This window comes from Bradyrhizobium sp. CCBAU 53338 (assembly GCF_015291665.1).
GTDB lineage: Bacteria > Pseudomonadota > Alphaproteobacteria > Rhizobiales > Xanthobacteraceae > Bradyrhizobium.
On the sequence record NZ_CP030048.1, the window covers coordinates 5,565,737 to 5,591,768 of the forward strand.

At 64.3% G+C, this 26,032-nt stretch carries 31 protein-coding genes and 1 riboswitch; of the genes, 16 read left to right on the forward strand and 15 right to left on the reverse strand.

Features of this window, described 5'->3' with window-relative positions; translation table 11 throughout:
- The first annotated feature begins 69 nt into the window (after positions 1–69).
- Positions 70–1,047, forward strand: coding sequence for a nucleotidyltransferase domain-containing protein (locus XH90_RS26050; protein ID WP_246755588.1), 978 nt, complete (start codon positions 70–72; stop codon positions 1,045–1,047).
- 4 nt (positions 1,048–1,051) lie between these two features.
- Here XH90_RS26050 and XH90_RS26055 read toward each other — a convergent pair whose 3' ends face one another.
- Together XH90_RS26055 and XH90_RS26060 are read right to left on the reverse strand one after the other, a co-directional pair.
- Entirely contained in the window at positions 1,052–1,687 is a 636-nt protein-coding gene (locus XH90_RS26055) for a hypothetical protein (RefSeq protein WP_194477162.1), read from the reverse strand.
- Between the two features lie 164 nt (positions 1,688–1,851).
- Positions 1,852–2,724, reverse strand: a complete 873-nt coding sequence (locus tag XH90_RS26060) for a DUF1194 domain-containing protein (RefSeq protein ID WP_194477163.1) — start codon at positions 2,722–2,724, stop codon at positions 1,852–1,854.
- A gap of 209 nt (positions 2,725–2,933) precedes the next feature.
- Positions 2,934–3,012: riboswitch (Fluoride riboswitch) on the forward strand.
- Positions 3,013–3,123: 111 nt separating this feature from the next.
- Between XH90_RS26060 and XH90_RS26065 the strand changes: the two genes are divergently transcribed.
- The 6 genes from XH90_RS26065 (at position 3,124) to XH90_RS26090 (ending at position 6,710) form a co-directional block, all read left to right on the forward strand.
- A complete protein-coding gene (locus XH90_RS26065; RefSeq protein ID WP_246755589.1) occupies positions 3,124–4,326 on the forward strand; it encodes an MFS transporter in 1,203 nt (400 codons plus the stop codon).
- Positions 4,327–4,342: 16 nt separating this feature from the next.
- Positions 4,343–4,732 carry a fluoride efflux transporter CrcB gene (gene crcB, locus XH90_RS26070; protein WP_371748265.1) on the forward strand — a complete coding sequence of 130 codons (390 nt, stop codon included), beginning with the start codon at positions 4,343–4,345 and terminating at the stop codon, positions 4,730–4,732.
- Positions 4,733–4,738: 6 nt separating this feature from the next.
- Entirely contained in the window at positions 4,739–5,164 is a 426-nt protein-coding gene (gene crcB / locus XH90_RS26075; protein WP_194477164.1) for a fluoride efflux transporter CrcB, read from the forward strand.
- Between the two features lie 2 nt (positions 5,165–5,166).
- Positions 5,167–5,508 carry a DUF190 domain-containing protein gene (locus XH90_RS26080; protein WP_194477165.1) on the forward strand — a complete coding sequence of 114 codons (342 nt, stop codon included), beginning with the start codon at positions 5,167–5,169 and terminating at the stop codon, positions 5,506–5,508.
- Between the two features lie 43 nt (positions 5,509–5,551).
- Positions 5,552–5,857: an ATP-dependent Clp protease adapter ClpS gene (gene clpS, locus XH90_RS26085; RefSeq protein WP_194477166.1), complete on the forward strand. Its 306-nt coding sequence runs from the start codon at positions 5,552–5,554 to the stop codon at positions 5,855–5,857.
- Between the two features lie 85 nt (positions 5,858–5,942).
- Positions 5,943–6,710: a hypothetical protein gene (locus tag XH90_RS26090; protein ID WP_194477167.1), complete on the forward strand. Its 768-nt coding sequence runs from the start codon at positions 5,943–5,945 to the stop codon at positions 6,708–6,710.
- Here XH90_RS26090 and XH90_RS26095 read toward each other — a convergent pair.
- The 5 genes from XH90_RS26095 to fabI all read right to left on the reverse strand — a co-directional run bounded on the left by XH90_RS26095 (position 6,707) and on the right by fabI (position 11,096).
- Positions 6,707–7,201: a GNAT family N-acetyltransferase gene (locus tag XH90_RS26095; protein WP_194477168.1), complete on the reverse strand. Its 495-nt coding sequence runs from the start codon at positions 7,199–7,201 to the stop codon at positions 6,707–6,709. The two genes, XH90_RS26090 and XH90_RS26095, sit on opposite strands and share 4 nt — an antisense overlap.
- A gap of 10 nt (positions 7,202–7,211) precedes the next feature.
- Positions 7,212–8,402: an adenylate/guanylate cyclase domain-containing protein gene (locus XH90_RS26100; protein WP_194477169.1), complete on the reverse strand. Its 1,191-nt coding sequence runs from the start codon at positions 8,400–8,402 to the stop codon at positions 7,212–7,214.
- A 78-nt stretch (positions 8,403–8,480) separates the two neighbouring features.
- On the reverse strand, positions 8,481–9,569 hold the full coding sequence (aroC, locus tag XH90_RS26105) for a chorismate synthase (protein ID WP_194477170.1): 1,089 nt from the start codon (positions 9,567–9,569) through the stop codon (positions 8,481–8,483).
- A 93-nt stretch (positions 9,570–9,662) separates the two neighbouring features.
- Positions 9,663–10,262 (reverse strand): histidine phosphatase family protein, encoded by a 600-nt coding sequence (locus tag XH90_RS26110; protein WP_194482816.1) that lies wholly within the window; start codon positions 10,260–10,262, stop codon positions 9,663–9,665.
- Between the two features lie 12 nt (positions 10,263–10,274).
- Positions 10,275–11,096, reverse strand: a complete 822-nt coding sequence (gene fabI / locus XH90_RS26115) for an enoyl-ACP reductase FabI (protein WP_194477171.1) — start codon at positions 11,094–11,096, stop codon at positions 10,275–10,277.
- Positions 11,097–11,268: 172 nt separating this feature from the next.
- Between fabI and XH90_RS26120 the strand changes: the two genes are divergently transcribed.
- Together XH90_RS26120 and XH90_RS26125 are read left to right on the forward strand one after the other, a co-directional pair.
- On the forward strand, positions 11,269–11,757 hold the full coding sequence (locus XH90_RS26120) for a sigma-70 family RNA polymerase sigma factor (protein WP_128953175.1): 489 nt from the start codon (positions 11,269–11,271) through the stop codon (positions 11,755–11,757).
- A 106-nt stretch (positions 11,758–11,863) separates the two neighbouring features.
- Positions 11,864–12,637, forward strand: a complete 774-nt coding sequence (locus tag XH90_RS26125) for an anti-sigma factor (RefSeq protein ID WP_194477172.1) — start codon at positions 11,864–11,866, stop codon at positions 12,635–12,637.
- Positions 12,638–13,067: 430 nt separating this feature from the next.
- Here XH90_RS26125 and XH90_RS26130 read toward each other — a convergent pair whose 3' ends face one another.
- On the reverse strand, positions 13,068–14,030 hold the full coding sequence (locus XH90_RS26130) for a DnaJ C-terminal domain-containing protein (RefSeq protein ID WP_194477173.1): 963 nt from the start codon (positions 14,028–14,030) through the stop codon (positions 13,068–13,070).
- 111 nt (positions 14,031–14,141) lie between these two features.
- Entirely contained in the window at positions 14,142–14,507 is a 366-nt protein-coding gene (locus XH90_RS39880) for an RT0821/Lpp0805 family surface protein (RefSeq protein ID WP_371748266.1), read from the reverse strand.
- 155 nt (positions 14,508–14,662) lie between these two features.
- Here XH90_RS39880 and pdxH point away from each other — a divergent pair, with 155 nt between their 5' ends.
- Genes pdxH through XH90_RS26150 form a run of 3 tightly spaced genes read left to right on the forward strand, consistent with a single transcriptional unit; the run spans position 14,663 to position 16,879 of the window.
- A complete protein-coding gene (pdxH, locus tag XH90_RS26140) occupies positions 14,663–15,304 on the forward strand; it encodes a pyridoxamine 5'-phosphate oxidase (protein ID WP_057753611.1) in 642 nt (213 codons plus the stop codon).
- 39 nt (positions 15,305–15,343) lie between these two features.
- Complete coding sequence (locus XH90_RS26145) at positions 15,344–16,096, forward strand: SDR family NAD(P)-dependent oxidoreductase (RefSeq protein ID WP_194477175.1); 753 nt, start codon at positions 15,344–15,346, stop codon at positions 16,094–16,096.
- A gap of 12 nt (positions 16,097–16,108) precedes the next feature.
- Positions 16,109–16,879, forward strand: a complete 771-nt coding sequence (locus tag XH90_RS26150; protein WP_194477176.1) for a class I SAM-dependent methyltransferase — start codon at positions 16,109–16,111, stop codon at positions 16,877–16,879.
- A gap of 83 nt (positions 16,880–16,962) precedes the next feature.
- Here XH90_RS26150 and XH90_RS26155 read toward each other — a convergent pair whose 3' ends face one another.
- On the reverse strand, positions 16,963–17,181 hold the full coding sequence (locus tag XH90_RS26155) for a hypothetical protein (protein ID WP_194477177.1): 219 nt from the start codon (positions 17,179–17,181) through the stop codon (positions 16,963–16,965).
- A gap of 207 nt (positions 17,182–17,388) precedes the next feature.
- Positions 17,389–18,366, reverse strand: coding sequence for a magnesium transporter CorA family protein (locus XH90_RS26160; RefSeq protein WP_194477178.1), 978 nt, complete (start codon positions 18,364–18,366; stop codon positions 17,389–17,391).
- 337 nt (positions 18,367–18,703) lie between these two features.
- On the opposite strand from XH90_RS26160, the gene XH90_RS26165 reads away from it, so the two are divergent.
- On the forward strand, positions 18,704–19,387 hold the full coding sequence (locus tag XH90_RS26165) for a L,D-transpeptidase (protein ID WP_194477179.1): 684 nt from the start codon (positions 18,704–18,706) through the stop codon (positions 19,385–19,387).
- Between the two features lie 36 nt (positions 19,388–19,423).
- Here XH90_RS26165 and XH90_RS26170 read toward each other — a convergent pair whose 3' ends face one another.
- On the reverse strand, positions 19,424–20,521 hold the full coding sequence (locus tag XH90_RS26170) for an extensin family protein (RefSeq protein WP_194477180.1): 1,098 nt from the start codon (positions 20,519–20,521) through the stop codon (positions 19,424–19,426).
- 65 nt (positions 20,522–20,586) lie between these two features.
- On the opposite strand from XH90_RS26170, the gene XH90_RS26175 reads away from it, so the two are divergent.
- Both XH90_RS26175 and XH90_RS26180 read left to right on the forward strand, forming a co-directional pair.
- A complete protein-coding gene (locus tag XH90_RS26175) occupies positions 20,587–22,215 on the forward strand; it encodes a fatty-acid--CoA ligase (RefSeq protein WP_194477181.1) in 1,629 nt (542 codons plus the stop codon).
- A 148-nt stretch (positions 22,216–22,363) separates the two neighbouring features.
- Positions 22,364–23,572, forward strand: a complete 1,209-nt coding sequence (locus XH90_RS26180) for an ABC transporter substrate-binding protein (protein WP_194477182.1) — start codon at positions 22,364–22,366, stop codon at positions 23,570–23,572.
- A gap of 21 nt (positions 23,573–23,593) precedes the next feature.
- Here the strand turns inward: XH90_RS26180 and XH90_RS26185 are convergent, their stop codons facing one another.
- A complete protein-coding gene (locus tag XH90_RS26185; protein WP_194477183.1) occupies positions 23,594–23,806 on the reverse strand; it encodes a hypothetical protein in 213 nt (70 codons plus the stop codon).
- Positions 23,807–23,866: 60 nt separating this feature from the next.
- On the reverse strand, positions 23,867–24,004 hold the full coding sequence (locus XH90_RS26190; protein WP_194477184.1) for a hypothetical protein: 138 nt from the start codon (positions 24,002–24,004) through the stop codon (positions 23,867–23,869).
- A gap of 192 nt (positions 24,005–24,196) precedes the next feature.
- On the opposite strand from XH90_RS26190, the gene XH90_RS26195 reads away from it, so the two are divergent.
- Positions 24,197–25,051 carry a DUF1499 domain-containing protein gene (locus XH90_RS26195; RefSeq protein WP_194477185.1) on the forward strand — a complete coding sequence of 285 codons (855 nt, stop codon included), beginning with the start codon at positions 24,197–24,199 and terminating at the stop codon, positions 25,049–25,051.
- Between the two features lie 7 nt (positions 25,052–25,058).
- On the opposite strand, the gene XH90_RS26200 is transcribed toward XH90_RS26195, so the two are convergent.
- On the reverse strand, positions 25,059–25,982 hold the full coding sequence (locus tag XH90_RS26200; protein WP_194477186.1) for an MBL fold metallo-hydrolase: 924 nt from the start codon (positions 25,980–25,982) through the stop codon (positions 25,059–25,061).
- Between the last annotated feature and the right edge of the window lie 50 nt (positions 25,983–26,032).

Here is a 26,032-nt window from a genome sequence, read left to right on the forward strand (position 1 = left end):
GGATCGCGCCGCACCGTAAGCTGTCGATCGATCAGAGCGGCGCAGCAGAAGTTTGGCGAGCGTGGCATCATGGATATCGTCGGCCTGATCGGCTATTACGACCTGGTCTCGATGACGCTGATCACGATGCAGGCGGAATCCCCCCAACGACAGCGTGCCACCGCTGCCGCCACTGGCGGCGAAATAGAAGCAGCGCCGTTCATGCCGCACGATCCCTTGCTCACGCGCCTCTCATCCGTCTTCGCCGGGGTGCCGGGTATCGCGGCCATCGTGCTCGGCGGCTCGCGTGCGCGGGGCAGCGCGCATCCGACGTCCGACTACGACATCGGCCTCTATTTCACCGCGACCGCTCCGCTGGATACGGAACGGCTGCTGGCCGCGGCAAAGGCCGTCGCAGACGACCCGGCGGCCGCTTCGGTGACGCCGATCGGCGAATGGGGACCGTGGATCGTCGGCGGCGCGTGGCTGTCGGTTGAGGGACACAAGGTCGATCTGCTCTACCGCAACGCTGATGCCGTCGAAGCCGTGATGAAAGCCTGCCGCGCCGGCCAGGTCACGATGGACTACCAGCCCGGCCATCCGCATGGCTTCTGCTCGGCGATCTGGATGGGCGAGATCGCCTGTTGCCAGCCGCTGCACGATCCGCAGGCCCTGATCGCCCGGCTGAAATCGACCGCGCAGCCCTATCCGCGACCACTGCGCGATGCCCTGATCCGGCGCTTTCAATGGGAGGTGCTGTTCGGCATCGAGAACGCCGAGCTTGCCATCGCGCGCGACGAGCAGACCCACGTCGCCGGATGCATCTACCGGTCGCTGGCCTGCGTCGCGCAGGTCCTGTTCGCGCTGAACGACCGCTATCTCATCAACGAGAAGGGCGCACTGCCGGAAGCCGCGCGTTTGCCGCTAACGGTTCCGCATCTGGCCGAGAGAAGCAAAGAGGTCTGGCGGCTGATTGGCGACGGCACGCTTGCGGCCGCCTGTGAAGCGTTGCGGGACATCGAACGGCAATTGCAGGCGCTGACGCAGTCGCGCGGAACGCTGCTCTAAGCAGCTACGCGGTCTTGTCCACCGAGGATGACGAATCCGCCGGCGGATATTTCGTCACCGGCACCATGAAGGATTTGGTGCCGACCTGGTAGATGACCTTGCCGTTCTGCCCGTCGTCGGTTGCGATCTGCGACTGCCCGAACATGATGACGTTCTTGTAGACGATGCCGGTACCCTGGCGGGTGATGCCGTCGGTGGTGACGCTGACCTCGGCCTCGTTGCCGTTGACGGACAGCACGCGAAAGCTCGCGCTCTTGCCGTTGTCGCTGGAATAGCCGCCCCAGCTTCCCATCAGCCGGCTGTCGGAGGCCGGCGGCGCCTGCTTTGCGAGCGTGGCGGTCTGCTTGCCGGCACCGCCCGCGGAGAACAACAGCACCAGGTTCTTGCCGTCCTTGGTGCCGACCGTGATCGAGCCGAAGGTGATGAGCGAGCCGCTGACCTGGGCGAAACCGCGCTCGGTGTGTCCGTTGTGGGTGTACTCGACCTGAGCCCGGGCGCCTCTGATGTTCACGACCTTGAAGCCCACGGGCTGGTTGTTGCCCGCCCAATTGCCTTTCCATTCACCGAGCAGAGCGCTCTGGTGATACATCCGCTCGTTGGCCGGCGAAATCTGGCTGGTGCTTTGCGTGACGATGGGCATGGGCTTGCTCGGTGAACGGCCCCGACGAACTTGCCTGCATTCGAGCACCGGCAAACGGCATCGGAAACATTCGGAAACACTCCGACTAGGCCACGCCGCGGTTAACGAGCCGTTAACTTCAGCCACCTCGGCCGGCGAGGAATAGGCCTCGTCAGGCTGAGCCGTTAGCGGCCCCAGCGATCCGACCAGATCTTCTCGCCGATCAGACAGTTCACGCGCGGCTCCTTGTTCTTGTCCGCAACGTGCACCACTGGGGATGTGCGGCCGGCGACCTCCATCAGCAGCTTGGTGCGGATCGCCTCCTTGAACTTCTCGCGATCCTTGATTGCGATCACGAAGGAGCCGGGGCCGCCGATGACGCAATCCTCGTAATAGTAATCGAGGTTGTCGATATCCATGGTCGAATAGGACGGCTCCTTCACCATGATAGGCAGGCCGTTGATGACGATGCCCTTCTCGAGCGCGAGATCGCGCGCGACGGTGACTGGGCCGCCGTTGTTGTTCGGACCGTCGCCGGAGATGTCGATGACGCGGCGAAGCCCGTGATAAGGGTTCTCGTCGAACAGCGGCATCGCGAATCCGATCGCGCCTGATATCGAGGTGCGCGAGGCGCGCCGGATCGGCGTCTTCAGGATCTCGGCTGCGACGGCATCCGCCGTCTCGGGTCCGTCGATGAGGCGCCAGGGGATGATGATCTTCTGGTCACCGGTTGCGGCCCATTCGAAATACGTCACGGCGATCCTGCCGCTGGGGCCGGTCTTCAGCGCTTGCAAGAACTCCTTCGACTGGATCGCCTGCGCGTAGCCCTCGCGCTGGATCGCGAGCTCGTCCATGTCCATCGAATAGGACACGTCGACCGCGAGGATCAGTTCGACATCGACCGACTGCGCATCGCCGTCTGCCGCCTGCCGCTGCTGTCTTGATGGTTCGAATTGCGGCGGTTCAAATTTGGGACTTGGTGCCGCGATGCTCGCGACGTCCCCCCCGGCAAACACGCCGGCCACCAGCACAGCCCCGATCGAGAACAGCAAGCGCATCGCAGTCTCCCGTCGTACGGCGCGATGGTGACATGCAAACGCCTTGCCGCAAAGCGCCAAGATCGCTCGTGCTTCACATTCCAGTTAGGATTTTCAGCGCAGCGGCGCGAAATCGCCGTCATGTCGCCACGCATGCGCCGCCACGCATTCGCGACGCGGGACAGCGCGCCTCGCCCACTTGTTCCCCGTCATTTCCATGCTAGTCTGATGACACAGATGGGGATGGAGTCCCCCGACAACCGCCCGGCGGTCGAGCGATCGTAGTGGGCTGATGACTCCTGCTAGAGGTGGGGCAATAAGCCCCTGCCTTTGGCGGGAGCATGGACAACCCGCCGATGGCGGGTTTTTTATTGCCTGAAAGCGAAGGCCACGGGATGCCCAGGACGTGAAGACAACGACGTGACGACGATACCGAAAGCTGCACGCGCGAGGCTACCCAGGGGAATCTGGGTGCTCGGCTTTGTCTCGATGCTGATGGACATCTCCTCGGAGATGATCCATGCGCTGCTGCCGGTCTATCTCGTCACCGTGCTCGGCGCCTCCACGCTCACCGTCGGGTTCATCGAAGGCATCGCGGAGGCGACTGCCGCGATCACGAAAATCTTTTCCGGCGCATTGTCGGACTGGCTCGGCCGGCGCAAGCTGCTCGCGGCCTTGGGCTACGGGCTGGCCGCTCTGACGAAGCCGCTGTTTCCGCTCGCGCCCAGCATCGGCTGGCTGGTGGTTGCGCGCTTCATCGACCGGGTCGGCAAGGGCATTCGCGGGGCGCCCCGCGATGCGCTGGTCGCCGACATCGCGCCCGCGGGCCTGCGCGGCGCGAGCTTCGGCCTGCGGCAGTCGCTCGACACGATCGGCGCTTTTGTCGGACCGCTCGTCGCGATCGGCCTGATGTGGTGGACGGCAGATCATTTCGTCGCCGTGTTCTGGGTGGCCGTGGTGCCGGCGTTCCTGTCCTTTGGCCTCATTACGTTTGCGGTGAAGGAGCCGGACTCGAGCCGCGAGCCGGCGAAGAACCCGCTCAACGCCGCCGCGATGCGGCAGCTTGGATCCATGTATTGGCGCGTCGTCGCGATCGGCGTCGTGTTCACGCTGGCGCGTTTCAGCGAGGCCTTCCTGATCCTGCGCGCACAGAACATCGGCCTCAATGCAATGTGGGTGCCGGCGGTGCTGGTGCTGATGAACATCGCCTACGCGCTCTCGGCCTATCCGGCCGGCGTGCTGGCGGACCGGATCAACCGGACCGCCCTGCTCGCGCTGGGCCTCGTCGTTCTCGCCGGCGCCGACCTCGTCCTCGCGCTGCTGCCCAATCTCCCCGGCCTCGCCATCGGCGTCGTGCTGTGGGGCCTGCATATGGGGCTGACGCAAGGCCTGCTCTCGGCGCTCGTCGCCGATACTGCACCGCCAAGCCTGCGCGGCACCGCATTCGGCTATTTCAACCTGTTCACCGGCCTTGCGATGCTGGCCGCAAGCGTCATCGCCGGCGCGCTGTGGGACGCCTATGGTCCGGTCGGCACGTTCCTTGCCGGGCTAGGCTTCGCACTGGCCGCGCTGGTGGGGCTGCTTGCCGCCGGCAAGGGTCTGGCAATGGAGAACAAGTCATGACGGGGGACTGTTCATCGTGCTGAGCGGAGCGATCGCAATCATTGTCGGCAGTGTGCTGGGCGGCTGCACCCGCTATTTCGTCTCCGGCGCCATCGCGCGGCGGCTGGGCGAGACCTTTCCCTGGGGCACCATGACCATCAACGTCACAGGCGCCTTCCTGATCGGCATTCTTGGCGCGCTGGCGACTCATCCAGGCTCTCTCTTCGCCTCGCCCAGTCCGTGGCTGTTCGCGGTGACCGGCTTCCTCGGCTGCTACACGACGGTGTCCTCGTTCAGCCTGCAAACGCTGACACTGGCGCGCAGCGGCGAGCCGGTACACGCGCTCGGCAATGTCGTGTTCTCGGTCGGACTTTGCCTCGCGGCCGTGAGCTGCGGCTTCCTCCTCGCGGACAGCTTTGGAGGCTAGCCGCAGATGAATGCTTCCTCCGCCGACCGCTGGCGTACCGCGCTGCTCTATGCCTGGGTCTCTGCCGGCAGCATCGTCGGCGGCCTGACACGCTATCTGGTCGGGCTCGCCCTCGATACCGGCCCGGGTTTTCCCTTCGCGACGTTGTTCATCAACGCCACGGGCTCGCTCATCATCGGCTTCTACGCGACGCTGACCGGCCCGGACGGCCGTGTGCTGGCGCGGCCGGAGCATCGGCAGCTCGTCATGACCGGCTTCTGCGGCGGCTACACCACCTTCTCGACCTTCAGCCTGGAGACCTTCCGCCTGTTCCACGGCGGCCTGAAATATACCGCACTCGCCTATATCGCGGCGTCCGTCGTCTGCTGGCTGGTGTCGGTATGGGCAGGGCATATGATGGCGAACCGCTACAACCGCTTGAAAAGGAGCTGACCATGCAAATCCCCAATCAGGCTGTTTCGCTCCGGATCTTCATCGGCGAAAGCGACCATTGCAACGGCAAGCCGCTCTATGAAGCCATCGTGCTGGCGGCACGCGAGCGGCACATTGCCGGCGCTACCGTGCTGCGCGGCCCGATGGGGTTCGGCAAGTCGAGCCGGCTGCACACCTCGAAGATCCTGCGCCTCTCGGAAGACCTGCCGCTCCTGATCGAAATCGTCGACAGCGAGGACAACATCAACGCATTCCTGCCCATCCTGGATGGCATGATGTCTAGCGGCCTGATCACCTTGGAGAAGGTGCAGGTCCTCCAATATGGTACAAAGACCGCGAGCTGATCGCTCCGGCAGGGAACCGAGCCCGCCGTGTCCAGGAGGCGGAATGAACGACACCGTCACCACGCCGAAAACCAGGACCAAAACCAAGGTCGAGCGGCCGAAGCTGCACAAGGTCATCCTGATCAACGACGACTACACGCCACGTGAGTTCGTGACCATGGTGCTCAAGGCAGAATTCCGCATGACCGAGGATCAGGCCTACAAGGTCATGATCACCGCGCACAAGCTCGGCGCCTGCGTCGTTGCCGTCTTCACCAGGGACGTCGCCGAGACCAAGGCCACCCGCGCCACCGACGCCGGCCGCGCCAAGGGCTATCCGCTGCTGTTCACGACGGAGCCGGAGGAATAGGCCGCGCCAGTCCGTCGCGCGCCTTTGCGTCAATTTTACCGATCGGCGCTACCACGGGTTCAATCTCCTGTGTCACGACGGTGCGATGTCAGTCTCACTGCGCAAACAAATCGAATTCAAGCCCGCCCGCCACGAGACCTCGTTCGGTCCGTTCAAGCTGCTGCACGTCCTGCCCTGGCTGATCCTGGCGGCTGCGATGCGGGTGATCGCGTTCGGCGGCGGCCTCGTGGCGCTGCCGGCCATCATTATTGCGGACATTTCGGTGCTGCTGGCCTTCTTCGCGACCGCGCAGCAATCGATCGAGGCGGCCGGCGGCCAATCCTCGCTCGGCGAGTTGACATGGGGGGAGCAGTTCAGGCTCTCGTTCTCAATCCTGTGGCGGATCGCGCTGGTGATGGTCGCGGCAGCAATCAGCGCTGCGGCAGCCGGCTACGAGGAGGCGCATCATCTGATGGCGGGCCTCGACGGCATGGCCTTCGACCAGTTCACCCATCCCGGGCGATTCTGGAGCGCCGCGATCGCCGCGCTGGTGCTGCTGATGATCGTCCGCGCGGAGCGCGACGACGGCCAGATCGCGTTGTTTGCCGCGATCGGCGAGTTCGCGCGGCGCGGTCTGTGGCTCGGCGCGGCCGTGATCGCGCTCGGCGTCGTCAACATCGCGCTCGCCTACGGACAGGAAGCGGTACGCATCGCGATCTGGAATTTCTGGCAGACCTCGCAAGCAAGCGACTTCATCAAGAACCTGATCTATTTCTGCTTCATCTTCAGCTTTGCCATGCTTCGGCTGTGGATCACCGTGACGATCCTAACGCTCGGCTTGAAGCAGTCATATATCAGCGATGGCCGCAGCTAGCCCCTGAGGCGCGCCATGATGATCTCGTCGTGATGGATACCGTCGAGGAGGATCGCCCTTTTCTTGGTGCCCTCCTCGACGAACCCAACCTTGCGATAAAGGGCGGCCGCGACGGTGTTGGTCGCGAACACACCGAGCTCGATGCGGCGGAAGCCGAATACATCAGCAGCCTGAACGGCATGCTGCAACAGCCTTTCGCCGAAGCCTTGGCCGCGGAAATCCGGAACGAGCCCCATGAAGAGATCGCCGACATGCGCCGAGACAACGCGGCTGGCCGGCGGAATGTTGCACCATCCGACCACGGCGCCGTCGGCGACGGCGACGATCTGCGGATAGCCACGCTCGACATTGCGCGCAACGAAAGCGCGCACCTGCTCGATCGGCGGCGCCTCGCTCAGCGCGATGTATTTGCGCTCGCGAGCGACGATGTCTACCGCGGCACGGAAGGCGTCGGTATCGGCGATTTCGATCTGGCGGAATTCGACGGTCATGGATGAGCCTTCACGCCATCACCACTGGCGTCTCCTCCGCCAGCCCATACACGCGCTGCGCCTTGGAAAACCCCGCGATCGGAAAATCGCCGAGACTACGCCAGTCGTGCCCGCAGACCTTGGCAAAGCCCTCCGACACCACGACGGTCCGCCCCAGGCGACCGGCGATCTTCTCCAGCCGCGCGGCAAGATTGACGGCGGGACCGATGCAGGTGAAGTCGAGGCGATTGCCGCCACCGATATTACCGTAAAGTATGTTCCCGACGTGCAGAGCGACGCCGAAGCGGAAACGCTCGACGACGTCGCCGACGGGGTGCGCCAGCGCATCGACGCTGGCGCGGGCTTCGCGCGCGGCTTCCAGCGTCCGCGCGCAGACATGGGAGGCGTCGCCGACATATTCGTCGATCGGGAACACCGCGAGCAGGCCGTCGCCCATGAATTTCAGGACCTCGCCGCCATGCCCCCTGATGGCGGTGACCTGACAGTCGAAATAGCGGTTCAGGATCTCGACCACGGTCTCGGCCGGCAGCCGGTCCGACAGCGCGGTGAAGCCGCGCAGATCCGAGAGCCAGATCGCGGCCTGCATGGTGTCGTTGTGGCCGCGGCGGATCTGGCCGCCGAGGATGCGCGCACCCGCGCGGTTGCCGACATAGGTGTCGAGCAGCATCTCGGCGGTGCGGCGCAGGCTGACGATCTCGCTGACACGCGCGAGCGGCGCCATGATCATCCTGATCGCTGCGATGTCGTCGTCGCTGAAGCCGCCGGGTCGCCGCGTGACCCAACTCGTCGCATGGATCGAGCCATCGAGAAACGGCATCGGCACCGCGATGTAGTCGGTCACCCCTTCGGCGCGCATGTCGTCGAGGAACGGAAACCGCTTGCTGTCGGGGTCGTTCATGCGGCCCCGCACCTCGATCCCCTGCTCGAACACGATGCGAAGCGGGCTCTGGGCGAATTCGGGGGTATCCAGGATATCGAAATCGACGGTGCCCATCTCGACCTTCTGGCCCTGCCGCCAGATGAAGTTGCGACCGAAGATTTCCGGATGCAGCGTGCGGATGAAGATCCCGAAGCGCCACAGCGGCAGGCCGGCATCGACCAGCTTCTCGCAGACAGCGGCGATCATGTCGGCCGAGGTCCCCGAGGTCTTCGCCCCGTCGATCAGCCAATTCAAGACACGCTGGAGCCCGGACCTGTCCATGCCCGCATTTGCGGACGAAGTGGTGGAATCGTCAAGCTGCGCGGTGGGCTATTACCGCGACACGAGTGGCCGTCGACGCTAGCGCCCCACCTGCCCGCGGTCGCGCAGGAAGTGGTCGGCCAGCACGCAGGCCATCATGGCTTCGCCGACCGGGACGGCGCGGATGCCGACGCAGGGGTCGTGGCGGCCCTTGGTGAAGATCTCGGTATCAGTGCCCTTGCGATCGACGGTGAGGCGCGGCTGCAGGATCGAGGAGGTCGGCTTCACCGCGAAACGCACCACGATCGGCTGTCCCGTGGAGATGCCGCCCAATACGCCGCCGGCGTGGTTGGACAGGAAGCGCGTGCCATCATTGCCGGTGCGCATCTCGTCGGCGTTCTCTTCGCCGGTGAGCTCGGCTGCGCCAAAGCCGGCACCGATCTCGACGCCCTTCACGGCGTTGATGGTCATCATCGCGCCCGCGAGATCGGAATCGAGCTTGGCGTAGATCGGCGCGCCAAGTCCTGCCGGCACGCCCTCGGCGACGATCTCGAGCACCGCGCCGATCGAGGAGCCGCTCTTGCGGATGCCGTCGAGATAGGTCTCGAAGAACGCTGCCTTGTCCTTGTCGGGACAGAAGAACGGGTTCTTGGCGATCTCGTCCCAGTCCCACTTCTCGCGGTCGATCTTGTGCGGGCCGATCTGCACGAGCGCGCCGCGGACCTTCACATCCGGCAGCACCTTTCGCGCGATCGCACCGGCGGCGACGCGCGTCGCAGTCTCTCGCGCCGAGGAACGGCCGCCGCCGCGATAGTCGCGCAGGCCGTACTTGGCTTCATAGGTGAAGTCGGCATGACCGGGGCGAAACTTGTCCTTGATCTCCGAATAGTCCTTGGAGCGCTGGTCGGTGTTCTCGATCAGGAGCCCGATCGGCGTGCCCGTCGTCACCTGCACGCCGGTCTCGGGATGCGCCATGACGCCGGAGAGGATCTTCACCTGGTCCGGCTCCTGGCGCTGGGTGGTGAAGCGCGACTGACCCGGCCGGCGGCGATCGAGATCCTGCTGGATGTCCGCCTCGATGAGCGGGATCATCGGCGGGCAGCCGTCCACCACGCAGCCGATCGCCACCCCATGGCTCTCGCCAAAGGTGGTGACGCGGAACATGTGGCCGAAGGTGTTGAAGGACATTGCTTCTCGCTGGCTCGGTTCCGGCGTGTGGTAACGCGCGAGGGGCCGGGGGTCAAACCCGATAGGCAGGCCCTGGACCGACCGCGCCGAGGCTCAACTATACTTCTCCAGCCCGCCGCCGCGAAACACGTAGACGGCGCCCTGCTCGATATAGAGCTCCGCGGCGCTGGCCGGCGTCTCCAGGCCGAGCGAGACCATCAGGGCCCGGCAGGTGCCGCCATGGGCGACCGCAACCGTGTCGGTCCGCAGTTCGTCGTACCAGGCGCGAACGCGGACCTGGACGTCGGCATAGGTCTCGGCGTCCGCGGGTCCCACGGTCCATTTGTCGGCGAGGCGCCTCGCGTAGATCTCGGGATCTCTCGCCTCGCTTTCGGCCAGTGTCAGCCCTTCCCAGACGCCGTAGCCGATTTCGCGCAGGCGATCGTCCAGCGCATAGTCCGTCACAGGCAGTTCGAGCTTGGCGCGCGCGAGTTCCATGGTCTGGCGCGCACGGCCGAGCGGGCTCGACACATAGGGCAGCGCCGCCTTGTCGCGGCCGTCACGCCCGAGGAGGTCAGCCAGAATGCCGCCGGCCTGCACGGCCTGGTCGCGGCCGCGCGCATTCAATGGAATGTCCCTGGTGCCCTGGAGCCGTCCGAGCGCATTCCACTCGGTCTCGCCGTGGCGAAGATAATAGATCGTGGGCACGGGTATTCCAGGTGGTGGTTAGTCCTTGCCGCCGAGCGAGACGTCGGGCGCGTCGGGCCGTTTCATGCCGAGCACGTGGTAGCCGGCATCGACGTGATGCACCTCGCCGGTAACGCCGCGCGCGAGATCGGAGAGGAAATACAGCGCGCTGTCGCCGACCTCCTCGATCGTCACGTTACGCCGCAGCGGCGCGTTGAGCTCGTTGTATTTCAGCAGCAGCCGTGAATCGGCGATGCCGGCGAACGCCAGCGTCTTGATCGGTCCCGCCGAGATCGCGTTGACGCGGATCGCCTTCTCGCCGAGATCGGCGGCGAGATAGCGCACGCTCGCCTCCAGCGCGGCCTTGGCGACGCCCATGACGTTGTAGTTCGGCATCCACTTCTCGGAGCCATAATAGCTCAGCGTGACGATCGAACCGCCGTCGGTCATCAGCTTCTCGGCGCGCTGCGCGATCGCGGTCAGCGAGTAGCAGGAGATCAGCATCGACTTGGAGAAATTGTCCGCGGTGGTGTCGACGTAGCGGCCCTCGAGCTGATCCTTGTCGGCAAACGCGATCGCGTGCACGACGAAATCGATCTTGCCCCACTTCTCCTTCAGCACGTCGAACACGGCGTCGATGGTCGCGGCATCGGTGACGTCGCAATGGCCGAGCATGAGTGCGCCGAGTTCGGCGGCGAGCGGCTCGACCCGCTTCTTCAGCGCATCGCCCTGGTAGGTGAGTGCGATCTCGGCGCCGGCCGCCTGGCACGCCTTGGCGATGCCCCAGGCGATCGAGCGGTTGTTGGCAACGCCGAGGATGACCCCGCGCTTACCCTGCATCAGACCTGAATTCTGCGCCATTTCTTCACGTCCCGTCGAACTGGATCAAGGTCTGGAGGTACACCAGCCCTCCCCTGCGGTACAGTCCTAATCCGCGGCGTTAACGCTGTTTCCAGCGCCGGAATAGCCGTTCCATTCGGGTGTTATGATTGCTAGAGGCGCTCGCGCCGAACAGCAGGACGTCAAAGACGGCATGAGTGCGTTTCGCCAGAGCGTAGAAGCCATGATCCCGGCGTTGCGCCGCTACGCCCGCGCGCTGACGCGCGATGCGGATGCGGCCGACGATCTGGTGCAGGACACGCTGGTGCGTGCGTTGCGTTCGGAGCGATTGTTTCTCGGAGGCGACGTCAGGAGCTGGCTCTACACGATCCTGACCAACCTCAACAAGAACCGGCGGCGCTCGCTGGCGAGGCGGCCGCAATTCATGCAACTGACGGAGAACAACCCGGATGCCAGCGGGACGGAGGCCGAAGGACGCGACATCGAGCGGGCGCTCTCGACGCTGGTCGAGGAGCAACGCTCGGTGCTGCTGCTGGTGATGTTGGAGGGCATGAGCTACCGCGAGGTCGCCGACATCCAGGGCGTGCCGATCGGTACCGTGATGTCCCGCCTGGCGCGCGCCCGCGCGCACGTCAAGGCGTCGCTGGAGGGTGAGCGCCCGGCGCTCAGGCGGGTGAAATGATGGCAGGATCGATGCATCGCGCGTGCCGCGCCCCCTGCATGGAGAGAGAAGCAGCGCAATTGAACCGCGTCAGATATTTTGGGCCGCAGAGCCAGAGACGACCGATATGAACGACCGCAATATTCCCGTGACCGAAGACGAACTGCACGCCTTTGTCGACGGCGAGCTGCCGCCCGAGCGCCGCGCCGACGTCGAGGCCTGGCTTGCCGCCCACCCCGACGATGCCGAGCGGGTGCACTCCTGGCGCGCCATGGCCAAGATGCTGCATGCCCGTTACGACAGCATCGCCCAGGAGCCGGTGCCGGCCCGGCTGGAGCTCGAACGGCTGGAGCGCCGTCCGCGGCAATGGCTCTACGGGGCGGTGGCGGCCACCTTGGTTGCCTTCGTCGCCGGCGGCGCGGCCGGCTGGGTCGCGCATGGCGCCGCCAATGCGCCCTCGACCTTCCAGAGCTTTACGGCGGACGCGCTCGAAGCCCATCACCTCTATGTCGTCGAGGTCCGCCACCCCGTCGAGGTCGGCGGCAACGAGCGCGACCACCTCCAGGCCTGGCTGACCCGGCGGTGCGGCTGGACCGTGTTCGCGCCAAATCTCGAGCCGAGCGGGCTGAAGCTGGTCGGCGGCCGTCTGTTGCCGGGGCCGAACGGACCGGCGTCCTTCCTGATGTATGAGGGAGCCTCGGGCGAGCGCTACACGATCTACACCGCCAAGACCGAGACCGGCGCAACGCAGATGCGATACGCCAGGGCGGACAAGGATGGAGCGCTGTTCTGGGCCGAACGCGGCGTTGGCTACGTCGTCAGCGGCGGCGGCGCCGACCGCGATCGCCTGACCAAGGTGGCGCAAGCGGTGTACGACCAAGCCGAGAAAAGCGGCAGTTAGACAACCGTGAAAACGGCGTGCCTCGATTCCGTCATTGAAAATTTGGAATCAGGACATGTGTGCGTCTCATTATCGCACCGGGTGTTCACGCGATTATGAGTGGCGTTCGATCCGCCGATCGACGCGGGCGGCCTCGATTGGGGTTTTTGGTACCGCGCTGGTCCCCCTCTCGAGGCCGCACCTTTTTGTCGGCTGCCCCGCCGGACAGCCGACACGTCGGCCATACGAGCCGAGAAGCGCTACCACGCTTCCCGTGTATGATGGGCATCATCCGTTCGGAGATGCGTTAGGCCTTTAGGAGAACCCCTTCAGTTCCGATCTCTCGCTAAAGCGCGATGGCTCGCGCTTTAGCTCATTGTTTGCGCATGATCTTCTCGGAAAGCCGCTACACACTTCGCGCTAACGCGGCCCTCCGGGTCCGGATCATGTGTCAGCCAAGCCCGCTACGTGGATTGTAGGGGTGTTGGTCCCGCCACTTTTCCATCAATGCTTCAAGCTCGGCGTCGTTCCCGTCCGGTAGCATAATCCTGACGGTGACGAAGAGATCCCCGGTTCCGCCAGATTTCGGCAAGCCCTTACCTTTGAGGCGGAAGGTGCGGCCGCTGGAGGTGTTTTTCGGGACCGACAGTTCCACGGCATTGCCGAGCGTTGGCACACGAACCTTGCCGCCGAGAACAGCTTCGTAAAGCGTGACCGGCAGGTCGATCCGCAGATCCGCGCCATCGATCTTGAAGAACGGATGGGCCGCGATGTTGATGGTGATCAGGAGGTCGCCGGGCGGGTGACCCTGCGCGGTCTCGCCCTGCCCCCGCAGCCGGATCTGCTGACCTTCGATGACACCGGCCGGAATCTTGACGTTGAGTTCCTTGCCGTTCGGCAGCCGAACGCGCTTCTCGCCGCCCTTGACCGATTCTTCCAGCGAGACGGACATTGCGACGTTGACGTCGAGATCTAGTCCGATCCCGCCGGTGTCGAATTCGAACTGGGCACCGCCGCCGGCCCCGGGCCGCGCACCGCGCATCCCGCCGCCGAACATGCTGTTCAGGATGTCCTCGAACGCACCCGCGCCCTGGCCAGGACCCGCGCCGCTGCGGAAGCTGTAGCTCTCGAACCCGCCGGGACCGGCGCGACCCCGCGGCCCGCCACCGCCAGGAAAGCCCTGGAAGCGCGGCTTGCCCTCGGCGTCGATCTCGCCGCGGTCGAACTGCTTGCGCTTGTCCTCGTCGCCGATGATCTCGTTGGCCGAATTGATCTCGGAGAAGCGCTCGGCGGCCTTGGGATCATCCTTGTTGCTGTCGGGATGATGCTTCTTGGCCAGCTTGCGATAGGCGCTCTTGATCGCCGCAGCGCTCGCGCTCCGCGGCACCCCCAAGACCTCATAGGGGTCGCGCATCCGTCACGTCTCCTCTTGGGAAATCGAAATGTCGAAAGGGCTAGCCCGCCCCACCTGAACCTCATGTGGGGAGCGAGTGGCATTTTTGCAACTAGTCTGCTGAGCTGATTCCTAGCTCCGCCACGGCTTTAGCGTATGAATCTCCCAACGGCCACGGCTGCTTTGGCAGCCGGCCCCCTGGAGCCAGCTTTCGGTCGTCCCGTTGACATAGCTCGCCAGGAAGTCGCGGCACTTGCGACCATCCTCGGCGGCGTAGGATTGCGCGATCGGCGTCACCGAACCGCGCGCGCCGGTTTCCGGGTTCTCCCAGTGCTGGCTGGCATCCTTGTCGCCCATGCTCAGCACGTCGGAGGCGGCGTTGCGGGCGAAGGCGAGATCGGTCTCGGTCGGCCGGGCGCCCTTCACCGGCTGCGCGATCGAACCGGTGAGGTCGCTGTCGTCGGCCTTGGCATAGGCGTTCGCGTCCGTGCGGGACATGCTGCAGCCGCCGGCACTGACCCCGATCAGAATCATCGTCACGGCGAAGCTGGATGACCGCATCGCCGATAGGCCAACGCGTCCCCATGCCCTATATAGGGCGAGAGCAGACAACAGCGCGCTTTGGGCCGCGGGACGCAATTCGGACTCCAGACATGACCGACACGACCTCGATGAAACACCAGACACCCTTAACATCCGGTGATTTCACCGCCGCCGACGAGCCGTTTGCGCTGTTCGAGGCCTGGTTGAACGAAGCGATCAAGAGCGAGCCGAACGATCCGAACGCCATGGCGCTCGCGACCGTCGATCCGGACGGCCTGCCTGACGTGCGTATGGTCCTGATGAAAGGCTTCGATACCGGAGGTTTCGTCTTCTACAGCCACATCGCGAGCCAAAAGGGCCGCGAACTTGCCGCAAATCCTAAGGCCGCCTTACTTTTTCACTGGAAGTCGCTGCGCCGTCAGGTCCGCATCCGCGGCAACGTGACGCCGGTGACCGATGCCGAGGCCGACGCCTATTTCGCGACGCGGCCGAAGCAGGCGCAGATCGGCGCCTGGGCCAGCAAGCAGTCGCAGGAGCTGGAGAGCCGCTTCGCCTTCGAGCAGGCCATCGCCAAGGTCGCGGCCAAATACGTCATCGGCGAAGTGCCGCGGCCGCCGGGCTGGAGCGGCTGGCGTATCACACCTGTTCGCATCGAGTTCTGGCACGACCGCCCATTCCGTCTGCACGATCGCATCGAATTTCGTCGTGACGCAGCCGGCCAGCCGTGGTCCAAGACGCGGATGTATCCCTAGAGCCTTCTCTCGATCTTTGGGCCGACCTGAAAGATGTCCATGCCGCATTCGTCCAATGCGCCGCGCCGCACGCTGCTCCTGACCGGAGCGAGCCGCGGCATCGGCCACGCCACCGTGATCCGCTTCTCGTCCGCGGGCTGGCGCGTCATCACCTGCTCGCGGCATCCCTTCCCCGAGGATTGCCCGTGGGATGCAGGCCCTGAGGATCACATCCAGGTCGACCTCGGCGATCCCGAGGACACCGCACGCGCGATCAACGAGATCCGCAACCGGCTCGAAGGCGGCACGCTGCATGCGCTCGTCAACAACGCCGCGATCTCGCCGAAGGGCCCGGGCGGCTCCCGGCTCGGCTCGGTCGACACCGACCTCGACACATGGACCCACGTCTTCCATGTCAACTTCTTCGCGCCGATCATGATCGCGCGCGGATTGATCGAGGAGTTGAAGGCGGCCAAGGGCTCGGTCGTGAACGTCACCTCGATCGCGGGCTCGCGCGTCCATCCGTTCGCGGGCGCCGCCTACGCTACCTCGAAGGCGGCGCTTGCCGCGCTGACGCGTGAGATGGCCTCGGACTTCGGCCGCGTCGGCGTGCGCGTCAACGCGATCGCGCCGGGCGAGATCGACACATCGATCCTGTCGCCGGGCACCGAGAAGATCGTCGAGCAGCAGATCCCGATGCATCGCCTCGGCACACCCGACGAGGTCGCCAAGATCATCTACGTGCTGTGCACGGACACCAGTTCTTACGTCAACGGCGCCGAGATCCACATCAACGGCGGCCAGCACGTCTAGGTCAGGTGACGCATGGGCCGGTTTGCGAGCACGGCGTCAACTTACGAGCATTTGCGGCCGCCTTACCCTCGCGAATTTTTTCGCACCGTCGCACACAAGCTCGGCCTCACCAGAGAGAGCAGCCTGATCGATCTCGGCACCGGGCCTGGCCTGCTGGCACTTGGCTTCGGCCCCTATGTCGGACGCGTCGTCGGTGTCGATCCGGAGCCTGCGATGCTTGAGGCCGCCCGGCTCGCCGCGTCGCGCGCGGGGCGACATGTCACGCTGATCGAAGGCAAGGCAGAGACACTTCCCCCCGAAATCGGCGCGTTCGACATCGTCACGATTGGCCGTGCGCTGCATTGGATGGATCGCGATGCCACGCTTGCGCGGCTCGACGAACTGGTGGCCTGTGACGGCGCGATCGTGATCTGCGCCTCCTTCTCTGTCACCGACGGCCGCAACCCGTGGCTCGATGGTTACAACGAGATCCGCCGTCGCTGGTCACCCGAGAAGCTGTGGGAGGAAGCCGGCAAGGGCTCGCGCACCCATCGCGACTTGCCCGCGTTCTTTCGCGGCAGCCCGTTCCAGCCCACAGAACTCATCACAGTCGAGACCAGCCACGCGGTGAGCACACAGGATCTGACAGAACGCGTGCTGACCTACTCGTCGTCCTCGCCGGAAGCTCTGGGCGACAATGTCGAGGCCACATTGCGCGACATCGGGGGCCATTTGGTGCCATTCAGCCGCGATGGCATGATCGCCGAGACCATCGTCTCGACGGCTGAGATCGTGAAGCGCTAGGGAAATTGCCGCGAAGGGCGGGAAGCAAGGCGATCCAGACAACGCCGCCGCAAGACTGGATCGCCCGCCCTTCCTTCCGCTCCTCAGTCCAGGCGAATTCGACGCGACCGTTCGCGCAGCCGTGGTGCGGTTGCACTGAATGCGGTCGAGCAATCGTCGTCATTCTCGCCATCGAGCAGCGGAGCACCACAGTGCCGGCACATGCGTGCCGACAACGACGGCGCCTTGCCGCTCGCCATACTCCGACGATAGCTCGTCAGGTCGATGACGTTGCGGGGCGTCGTTATGTGTTTCTCAACCATGGCTGTTCCTCGCGGCTAACACGCTGCTTATCGCAGACAAGTTTCGCGCAACCGTTCAGCCCAATGCTCAAATTTTACCGGAGGAATTGGGGCACGACACACACATCACGGCGCAGCCGCAATGACGCTCTATTCTGCGACACCATCAGCCTTGTCTCTGCGACCGGCGTAAGGTCTCAGTAGCTATTTTTCAGAAGTGCGCCGGACTCACAGCCACTTCTTGAATTTGAAGATCCAGTACGGGACGATTGCGGCGATCACCATCAGCACCAGCGCGAACGGATAGCCGTGCGCCCATTCCAGTTCCGGCATCGACTTGAAGTTCATGCCATAGATCGAGGCGATCAGCGTCGGCGGCATCAGGACAACGGCCATGACCGAAAACAGCTTGATGATGTTGTTCTGCTCGAGATTGACGACGCCGAGCATGGCGTCGAGCACGAAGGTGATCTTGCTCGAGAGATAGGAGGCGTGATCGGTCAGCGAGGCGACGTCGCGCTGCATGGTCTTGAGCTGCTCGCGCATGTCCTTGGACCACTTCACGCCCTCGACCACCGCCGACAGGAAGGTCACGACGCGGCCGATCGACACCAGGCTCTCGCGAACTTTGGAGGTCAAATCGCCCTTGCGGCCGATCGAGATCAGGATCTGCGAGTATTGCTTGGCATGGCCGTGGCGCTCGCTCTCCGGCTCGAAGATGTCGTGGCTGACCTGGTCGATCTCCATGCCGCAGCGCTCCAGAATGTCGGCGCAGCGGTCGATCACGGCGTCAAGGAGCTCCATCAGCACCATCTCACCGGTGATTGCGGGGGTGCAGGTCCGGGCCAGCTTGGCCTCGACCAGGGCGAATGGCTTGGGCTGGTCGTAGCGCACCGTGACCAGGCGGTGGTCGCCGAGGATGAAGGTCACCGCCGTTGTCCGCGGCATGTCGGTATCGGAGTGGCACATCAGCGTCGCGGTCATGTAGCGCGCGCTGTTCTCGATATAGAGGCGGCTCGAGATCTCGATCTCCTGCATGTCCTCCCGGGTCGGGATCGCGATCCCCAAGAGCCGTTCCACCGCCTTGTCCTCGGCCGCGGTCGGGTTGACCAGATCGACCCACACGGCGTGGTCCGGCACCGCCTCGAGATCATCGACGACGGCCTTCTTCAGGGAGGAGTCGGTGGGAACGAACACGGAAAACATGAACAACTCCAGGAGAGGCCTGCGACAGAATGACAGCCCTTAGCGCGATTCTGACAAGTTCATGATGACAACCACATTAACGGAGCGTTTGCATTTGTGGCGGTGACATGGCCCAACTGTGGCACAGAATCGACAGCTGTGCTTTTCGCGCCAAAAAACGAACCCGAAAGCGCAAAACTTGCGGCAAAAAAGCCACAGGTTGGGTCTCGCAGCGCGGGATAAGCCCCTAAACGCTGGAATTGTGGCAGATTTCAACGATAATGAAAGCAACGGAGTCGAAGGCCTTGGGCACTACGCTTAAGGACCTGCGCGGTATTGTTTTGATTGGAACCAAACCATGTCGTCGCTGAAAGTTATGTTGGGAGTTTTGGCTGCCGGCTTCATGCTGTCGGGCTGCATGCAGGCCACGCATTACGAAGCCACCAACACCCAGAATTTCAAGCCGAAGGACAAGGAGCTCCTTGCCAAGATCCGGTACGAGAATACGCCGGTGGCAGAGCCGTTCCGTCGCGCCATCGTCGACTACCACCGCAAGGAGTCGCCGGGCACCATCGTGGTCGATTCCGACAACCACTACCTCTACTATGTGATGGATGGCGGCAAGGCGATCCGCTACGGCATCACCGTCGGCGAAGAGGCCATGGCCTGGTCCGGCATTGCCAAGGTCGGCAGCATGACCGAATGGCCCGCCTGGCACCCGACCCCCGGCGAGATCTCGCGTCTGGGCGTGCCGACCTACGTCGCCCCCGGCCCGGACAATCCGATGGGCTCGCGCGCGATGTACCTTTATTCGGGCGGCAAGGACACGTTGTTCCGCATCCACGGCACGAACCAGCCGGAATATATCGGCGCCTCGATCTCCTCAGGCTGCATCCGCCTGACCAACGAGGACGCGATCGACCTCTACAGCCGGGTCAAGGTCGGCACCATCGTGGTGGTGCTTGAGCCGAAGCACGGCGACTCGCCCTACAATTCGCGCCTCGCGCTTCAGGGCGGCGGTTCTCAGACCAGCAGCTACTAATTCCAGCCTGATCAGGGCTCTCGAAAAGCGCCGGTTTTACCGGCGCTTTTTTGTTGCGGGCCTGCTCTTGCCGGGGTCGGCTGCCGGTTTGCCCGCCGGCGCGGTGGGGGGCACGGTCTTCTGGTCGTCAGCGGCCCCATCCTTGCTGCCCTCTGATTTGGCCGCGACCTCGCGTGGCGGCGCCTCCTCGGGGCGTTCCGCCGGCAACAGAGGGGCGACCTTGGGCAAGGGGTCCCAGACGTTCCATTGGCAGATCCGGTAGTCGTTGCGGCGCTGCGCGAGGTCGAGGTGGATGTGGTCCTCATGGTACCAGTCCGAGCCCGGACCGAGCACCGTGGAGAAGCGCGAGCACACCGAATGCAGCACGCGCTCGCGCACGTCGCGAGAGATGGTGCGGTCGGTCAGGCCAATTGCCTGCCCATTGGCGAGCTTGAGCGAACGGACGTCGAGCGCATTGGCCTTGCCGTGCTCGGACAGCATTGCGCCGACGACACGGTTGCGGCCGCGGCACTCGAAACTGTCAAAATTGTCGAGGTCGGTGATGGTCGAGCCGAGGCTCGCAGCCAGCGGCTCCATGTCGGTGCGCACCCAATCCGCAATCGCCGACGCCATGGTGCAACGAAGGATCGCCGCCGGCTTGACCGTGACCTTGCGCTTGTCCGGCAGCACGATCGCCTCGAGCCGCACCAGGTCCCCACCACCGCAGGCGCCGGGGCCGCGGATATCGGGAATGGACGGCGCGATGGCGACCTCCTCGGTCAGGGCGAGGCGGCACGCCGAGAGCTGCTTCTCGGAAGGGGGCGCAGCCTCAGCCGGCTTGTTGCCGCCGGGCTCGTCCGGAGAAGGCTTGTCCGGGGAAGACTTGCCCTGGGCTTCCGGCGCGACCACGTCCGTTGCCTTCGGGGCCTCCTCCGGGCGAGGCTTTGGTAGCGGTATCTTGGTTGAACGAGCGCTCTTGTGCGGCCGTGGTGCACCAAGACCAAACAAATCGAGCGGCGCAGCATAGTTTCTCGCCTCCGCCCGATCCGCGAGCAGAAGCGCCAGCCCCACAGCGGCGGTAACCATTGCCGCGCCAGCGGACATATTGCCGCGACAAGACCATTTGCGGCGAAAGTCCGGCAGGCTAAAACTCATGACAATTCTTTGGCCCTGCGCTGAGAGCGATAATGCGCCCAGCAACTTCTCGGAGGAACGTCTGAATGCTCGGTTTGATGCAAGATTGGCCCCTGCTCTGCCACCGGATCATCGAACACGCCGCCAAGATTCACGGCAAGCAGGAGGTTGTCACGCGATCGGTCGAGGGACCGATCCATCGCACCACCTATGCCGAAATCCACAAGCGCGCGCTCAAGGTCTCGCAGATGCTGGAGCGCGATGGCATCAAGCTCGGCGACCGCGTCGCCACGATCGCCTGGAACACGTGGCGACATCTCGAAGTCTGGTACGGCATCATGGGCATCGGCGCCATCTGCCATACCGTCAATCCCCGGCTTTTCCCCGAGCAGATCGCCTGGATCATCAACCATGCGCAGGACCGCATCGTGATGGTCGACCTCACCTTCGTGCCCGTGCTGGAGAAGCTCGCCGACAAGCTGCCGAGCGTCGAACGGTACGTCATCCTCACCGACAAGGCACATATGCCCGAGACCACGTTGAAGAACGTCGTGGCCTACGAGGACTGGATCGCCGAGGCCGACGGCAAATTCAAATGGAAGGACTTTGACGAGAACACGGCGGCGGCGATGTGCTACACCTCTGGCACGACGGGCGACCCGAAGGGTGTGCTGTATTCGCATCGCTCCAACGTGCTGCACGCGCTGATGGCCAACAATGTCGATGCGCTCGGCACCAGCGCATCCGAGACGATGCTGCCAGTGGTTCCGCTGTTCCATGCCAACAGCTGGGGCATCGCCTTCTCCGCACCCTCGCAGGGCACCAAGCTGGTGATGCCCGGCCCCAAGCTCGACGGCGCCTCGGTCTATGAGCTGCTCTCCACCGAGAAGGTGACGCACACCGCCGGCGTGCCGACGGTGTGGCTGATGCTGCTTCAGCACATGACCGCCAACAATCTGAAGCTGCCGGACCTGAAGATGGTGATCTGCGGCGGATCGGCGATGCCGCGCTCCATGATCAAGGCCTTCCTCGACATGGGCTCGAACGTCCGTCACGCCTGGGGCATGACCGAGATGAGCCCGATCGGCAGCGTCGCGGCGCTCAAGCCGCCGTTCCAGAACGCAACCGGCGATGAGCGGCTCGACGTGCTCCAGATGCAGGGGTATGCCCCCTTCGCGGTCGAGATGAAGATCACCGACGATGCCGGCAAGGAGCTGCCCTGGGACGGCAAGACCTTTGGCCGCCTCAAGGTCTCCGGTCCTGCGGTCGCCAAGGCCTATTTCCGCCTCGACAACAGCATCCTCGATGAGGAGGGCTTCTTCGACACCGGCGACGTCGCGACCATCGACGAGGGTGGGTATATGCGGATCACCGACCGCTCCAAGGACGTGATCAAGTCCGGCGGCGAGTGGATCTCCTCGATCGACCTCGAAAACCTCGCGGTTGGCCACCCGGCCGTGGCCGAGGCCGCCGTGATCGGCGTCTTCCATCCCAAATGGGACGAGCGGCCGCTGCTGATCGTGCAGCTCAAGCAGGGCCAGCAGGCCACGCGCGAAGACATCCTCAAATACATGGACGGCAAGATCGCCAAATGGTGGATGCCCGACGACGTCGCCTTCGTCGACGGCATCCCACACACCGCGACCGGCAAGATCCTGAAGACGGCGCTCCGCGACCAGTTCAAGGAGTACCGTTTCCCGAACGCGGCAGCCTAACGTCCACCGGACGGCCAAAGTCGAATTCGGCCCCTGATCGTCAGGGGCCTTTTTCGTTTCGGACACGCGACCAAAGACGAATTGGAGCCAGCCCGGCCGCTCCCTAACGTCGCGCCGAACTTCAAGCCAATAAAAGGGAACGCTCAAGATGAAATTGTTTGCGCTACGAATGCTGCCGTGGCTGCTGGCCGCGTCGATGGCAGCCACCACCGCCGCAAAGGCGGCCGATAACAAGGTCGTGATCGGCGATATCGACGATATGTCGGGTCTCTACGCCGACGTCATCGGCCCCGGCGGCGTCGAAGCCGCCAAAATGGCGATCGAGGATTTCGGCGGCAGCGTCCTCGGCAACAAGATCGAGTTCATGGTCTCGGATCATCAAAACAAGCCCGACGTCGGTGCGCAGAAATTCCGCGAATGGGCCGACCGCGATGGCGTCACCATGATCCTCGGCGGCTCGAACACGGGCGTCAGCCTGGCGATGAACAACGTTGCCAAGGAGAAGAAAATCCCCTTCATCGCGATCGGCGCCGCTGGTGCATCGCTGACCGGCAAGGACTGCACACCCTACACCGTGCACTACGTCTACGACACCACGGCGCTGGGCAACGGTACCGCCAAGACCATGGTGAAGCAGGGCGGCAAGACCTGGTTCTTCCTGACGGCAGACTATGCCTTCGGCACGCAGTTGCAGGAATCCGCCTCGAAGGTCGTCGAGGCCAATGGCGGCAAGGTGGTCGGCGCGGTGCGCGTGCCGCTCTCGACCTCCGACTTCTCCAGCTACCTGCTTCAGGCCCAAAACTCGGGTGCGCAAGTGCTGGGCCTCGCCAATGCCGGCAACGATTTCACCAACTCGATCAAGGCCGCCGACGAATTCGGCATCGCCAAGACGATGAAGCCGGCCGCGTTGCTCGCCTTCATCAGCGACATCCACAGCCTCGGGCTGAAGACCGCTCAAGGCCTCTATCTAACCACCGGCTGGTACTGGGATCTCAACGACAAGACCCGCGCCTTCGCCAAGCGTTACTTCGAGAAGACCAAGCGCGAGCCGACCATGAACCAGGCGGGCTACTATTCGGCCACCATGACCTACCTCAACGCGGTCAAGGCTGCCGGCACGACTGACTCCGACAAGGTGATGGCCCAGCTCAAGAAGATGAAGATCGACGACATGTTCACCAGCAACGGCAAGATCCGCGCCGACGGGCTGATGGAGCATGAGATGTACATCATGCAGGTGAAGAAGCCCGACGAATCCAAGCAGCCCTGGGACTACTACAAGCTGGTGCAGACCATGACAGGCGAGGAGGCATTCGGAAAGCTGTCGGACTCGGCCTGCCCGCTGGTCACGCACTGAAGCCTGGTTCATCATCAGGTGTCACATGAGGCGCACCCATGGGTGCGCCTCTCCCTTCACCACGAGCACGAGCACGAAGCTGTACTGAAACACCCAGGGCTGCCACCGCGTCTGATCGGCGAGACAGAACGCGATCATGATGGCGAGGAAGCCCACGATCGGCCAGCGCGTGCGAGGGATGATCATCGCAAGCCCTGCCAGCACGAACAGCGCACCATGGAGCGCCACAGCCACGGCGCCCTCGATCGGCGGCAGCGACCAGACCGGCACCTGTGGATAAGACCGTGGCCCTATTCATAGCCCCGGAGACATCGCCAGCCCGGTGCAAAATGCGACAAGGATCGTCAGCCGAAGCAGGAACAGGCGTCGCGGCGGAGCCGTGCCGTTGTCGTCGGCGTTGCCTTGTCGACCCATGCCCGTTTGCGTCCGCATGGCTCCTCCCGCGAACGACCATACTCGGATAAGTGGCCTGTCGCGGCCGTTGGTTCGACCGCGACCGGCCCGACCTTTCACTGGCTTAGAACGGGGATAAACCGCTTCACAGGCCTGCGGAAAATGGGTTAGGTCACTTTGCTCCCGTCGCCCGTGCCCTCAACCGGCGACTCACATCGGTGATGGAACGACATGGCCCGCAGGTTTTCCGCTCCCTATCAGTCGGAGCCCGTGTCCAGCCTCGCCACCTGGGCACGCAATCTGGCCGTGTTCGCGGTGGTGGCGGTGGTGGTGTCGATCATCATCGTCCGCTTCGACTTCCTCGAGATGAAGCCGGCGCTGGCCACCTTCTTCGGCGGGCTCGCGATTGCGGGACTGTCCATCCTGTTCGGCCTCGCCGGCTTTGCCGCGATCTGGCAGAACGGTTCGCGCGGCATGGCGCGCATCCTGCTCGCCTTCCTGATCGACGGAGCGATCCTCGCCTATCCCGCTTATCAGGCCCTGCTCTACCGCAAGCTGCCTCACATCTACGACATCACGACCGACCCGATCAACCCGCCGCGCTTCGACGCGCTGTCGCGCCTGCGCACCGGCGACGGCACCAACACGGCCGTCTATGCCGGTCTCTATTCGGCCGAGCAGCAGCGCCAATTCTATCCTGACATCGAGCCGATCGAGCTCGAGATCCCCGTCGACCGCGCCTATGCGATCGCGCGCCAGCTCGTCATCAAGCGCAAATGGACCGTCATCGACGAACGCGAGCCGCAGCCGCCGCGCCGCATGGGCCGCATCGAGGCCGTGGCGCGCACGCCGATCATGGGCTTTCGCGAGGACATCTCGATCAGGGTCGTGCCTGACGGCGACGATTCCCGCGTCGATATCCGCTCCGCCTCGCGCTATTTCGACAGCGACCTCGGCAGCAATGCCGCGCGCGTGACGAAGTTCATCGACGACCTCAACACCGCCGCCGACGCCGATGCGCTCAAGCCGGCGAAGAAGACCCCGGTGACGCCGCCGAAAGCACCCGCGAAGACGGTGAAGAAGTGACGGCGCGCTAGGCGTTCGCCATCCGATACGTCCCGCCGATCACCGGATCGCCATCCGTCGCGACGACGCCGCGCGCGACGAGGTCCTCCAGATGCGCCAGCACGGAATAGCCGGCGGCCGTGGTCAGCCGGGGGTCGATGCCGATATAGATCGCACGCACCATCGTCGGGATATCGGTCTCGCCCTTGGCGAGACGGTGCAGGATCGAAGCCTCGCGCGCCTTGCGGTGACGGATCAGGAAACGCACGAAGCGCTGGCCCTCGGGGATTTCCGGGCCGTGGCCGGAGAAGTACAGATCTTCCTCGCGTGCGGCGAGCCGGTCGAGCGAGTCCATGTAATCGATCATCGAGCCATCGGGCGGCGCCACGATCGAGGTCGACCAACCCATGACGTGATCGCCGACGAAGTTGAACTTCCGCTCAGGCCAGGCAAAGGCGAGATGATTGGCGGTATGGCCGGGGGTTGCCACAGCCTCGAGCCGCCAGCCGGCGCCTTCGACGACGTCACCATGGGCGATCCTGATATCGGGCACGAAGTCGCGATCAGATCCGGATTCCGGATTGTGCTTCTCGCTCTCGAAGCGCGGACGCGAGGCGCGATGCGGGCCCTCGGCATAAACAGGCGCGCCGGTCGCCCGCTTGATCCGCGCCGTGTTGGGCGAATGGTCGCGGTGAGTATGGGTGACGAAGATGTGGCTCACCGTTTCGCCCCTGACAGCATCGAGCAGCGCGGCCGCATGGGCCTCGTCGTCAGGACCTGGATCGATGATCGCGACGTTGCCGGTGCCGACGATGTAGCTGACGGTGCCGGTGAAGGTGAACGGGCTCGGATTGCTACAGAGCACGCGCCGCACGCCGGGGCGAACTTCCTCGACAATGCCGGGCTTCAGCGGAAAGCTGCGGTTGAACGGGACGTCGTCGTTGTCGGACATGAGACTTCCTATGCGTACCGCTCCGCCCTTCGTCATACCCCGCGAAAGCG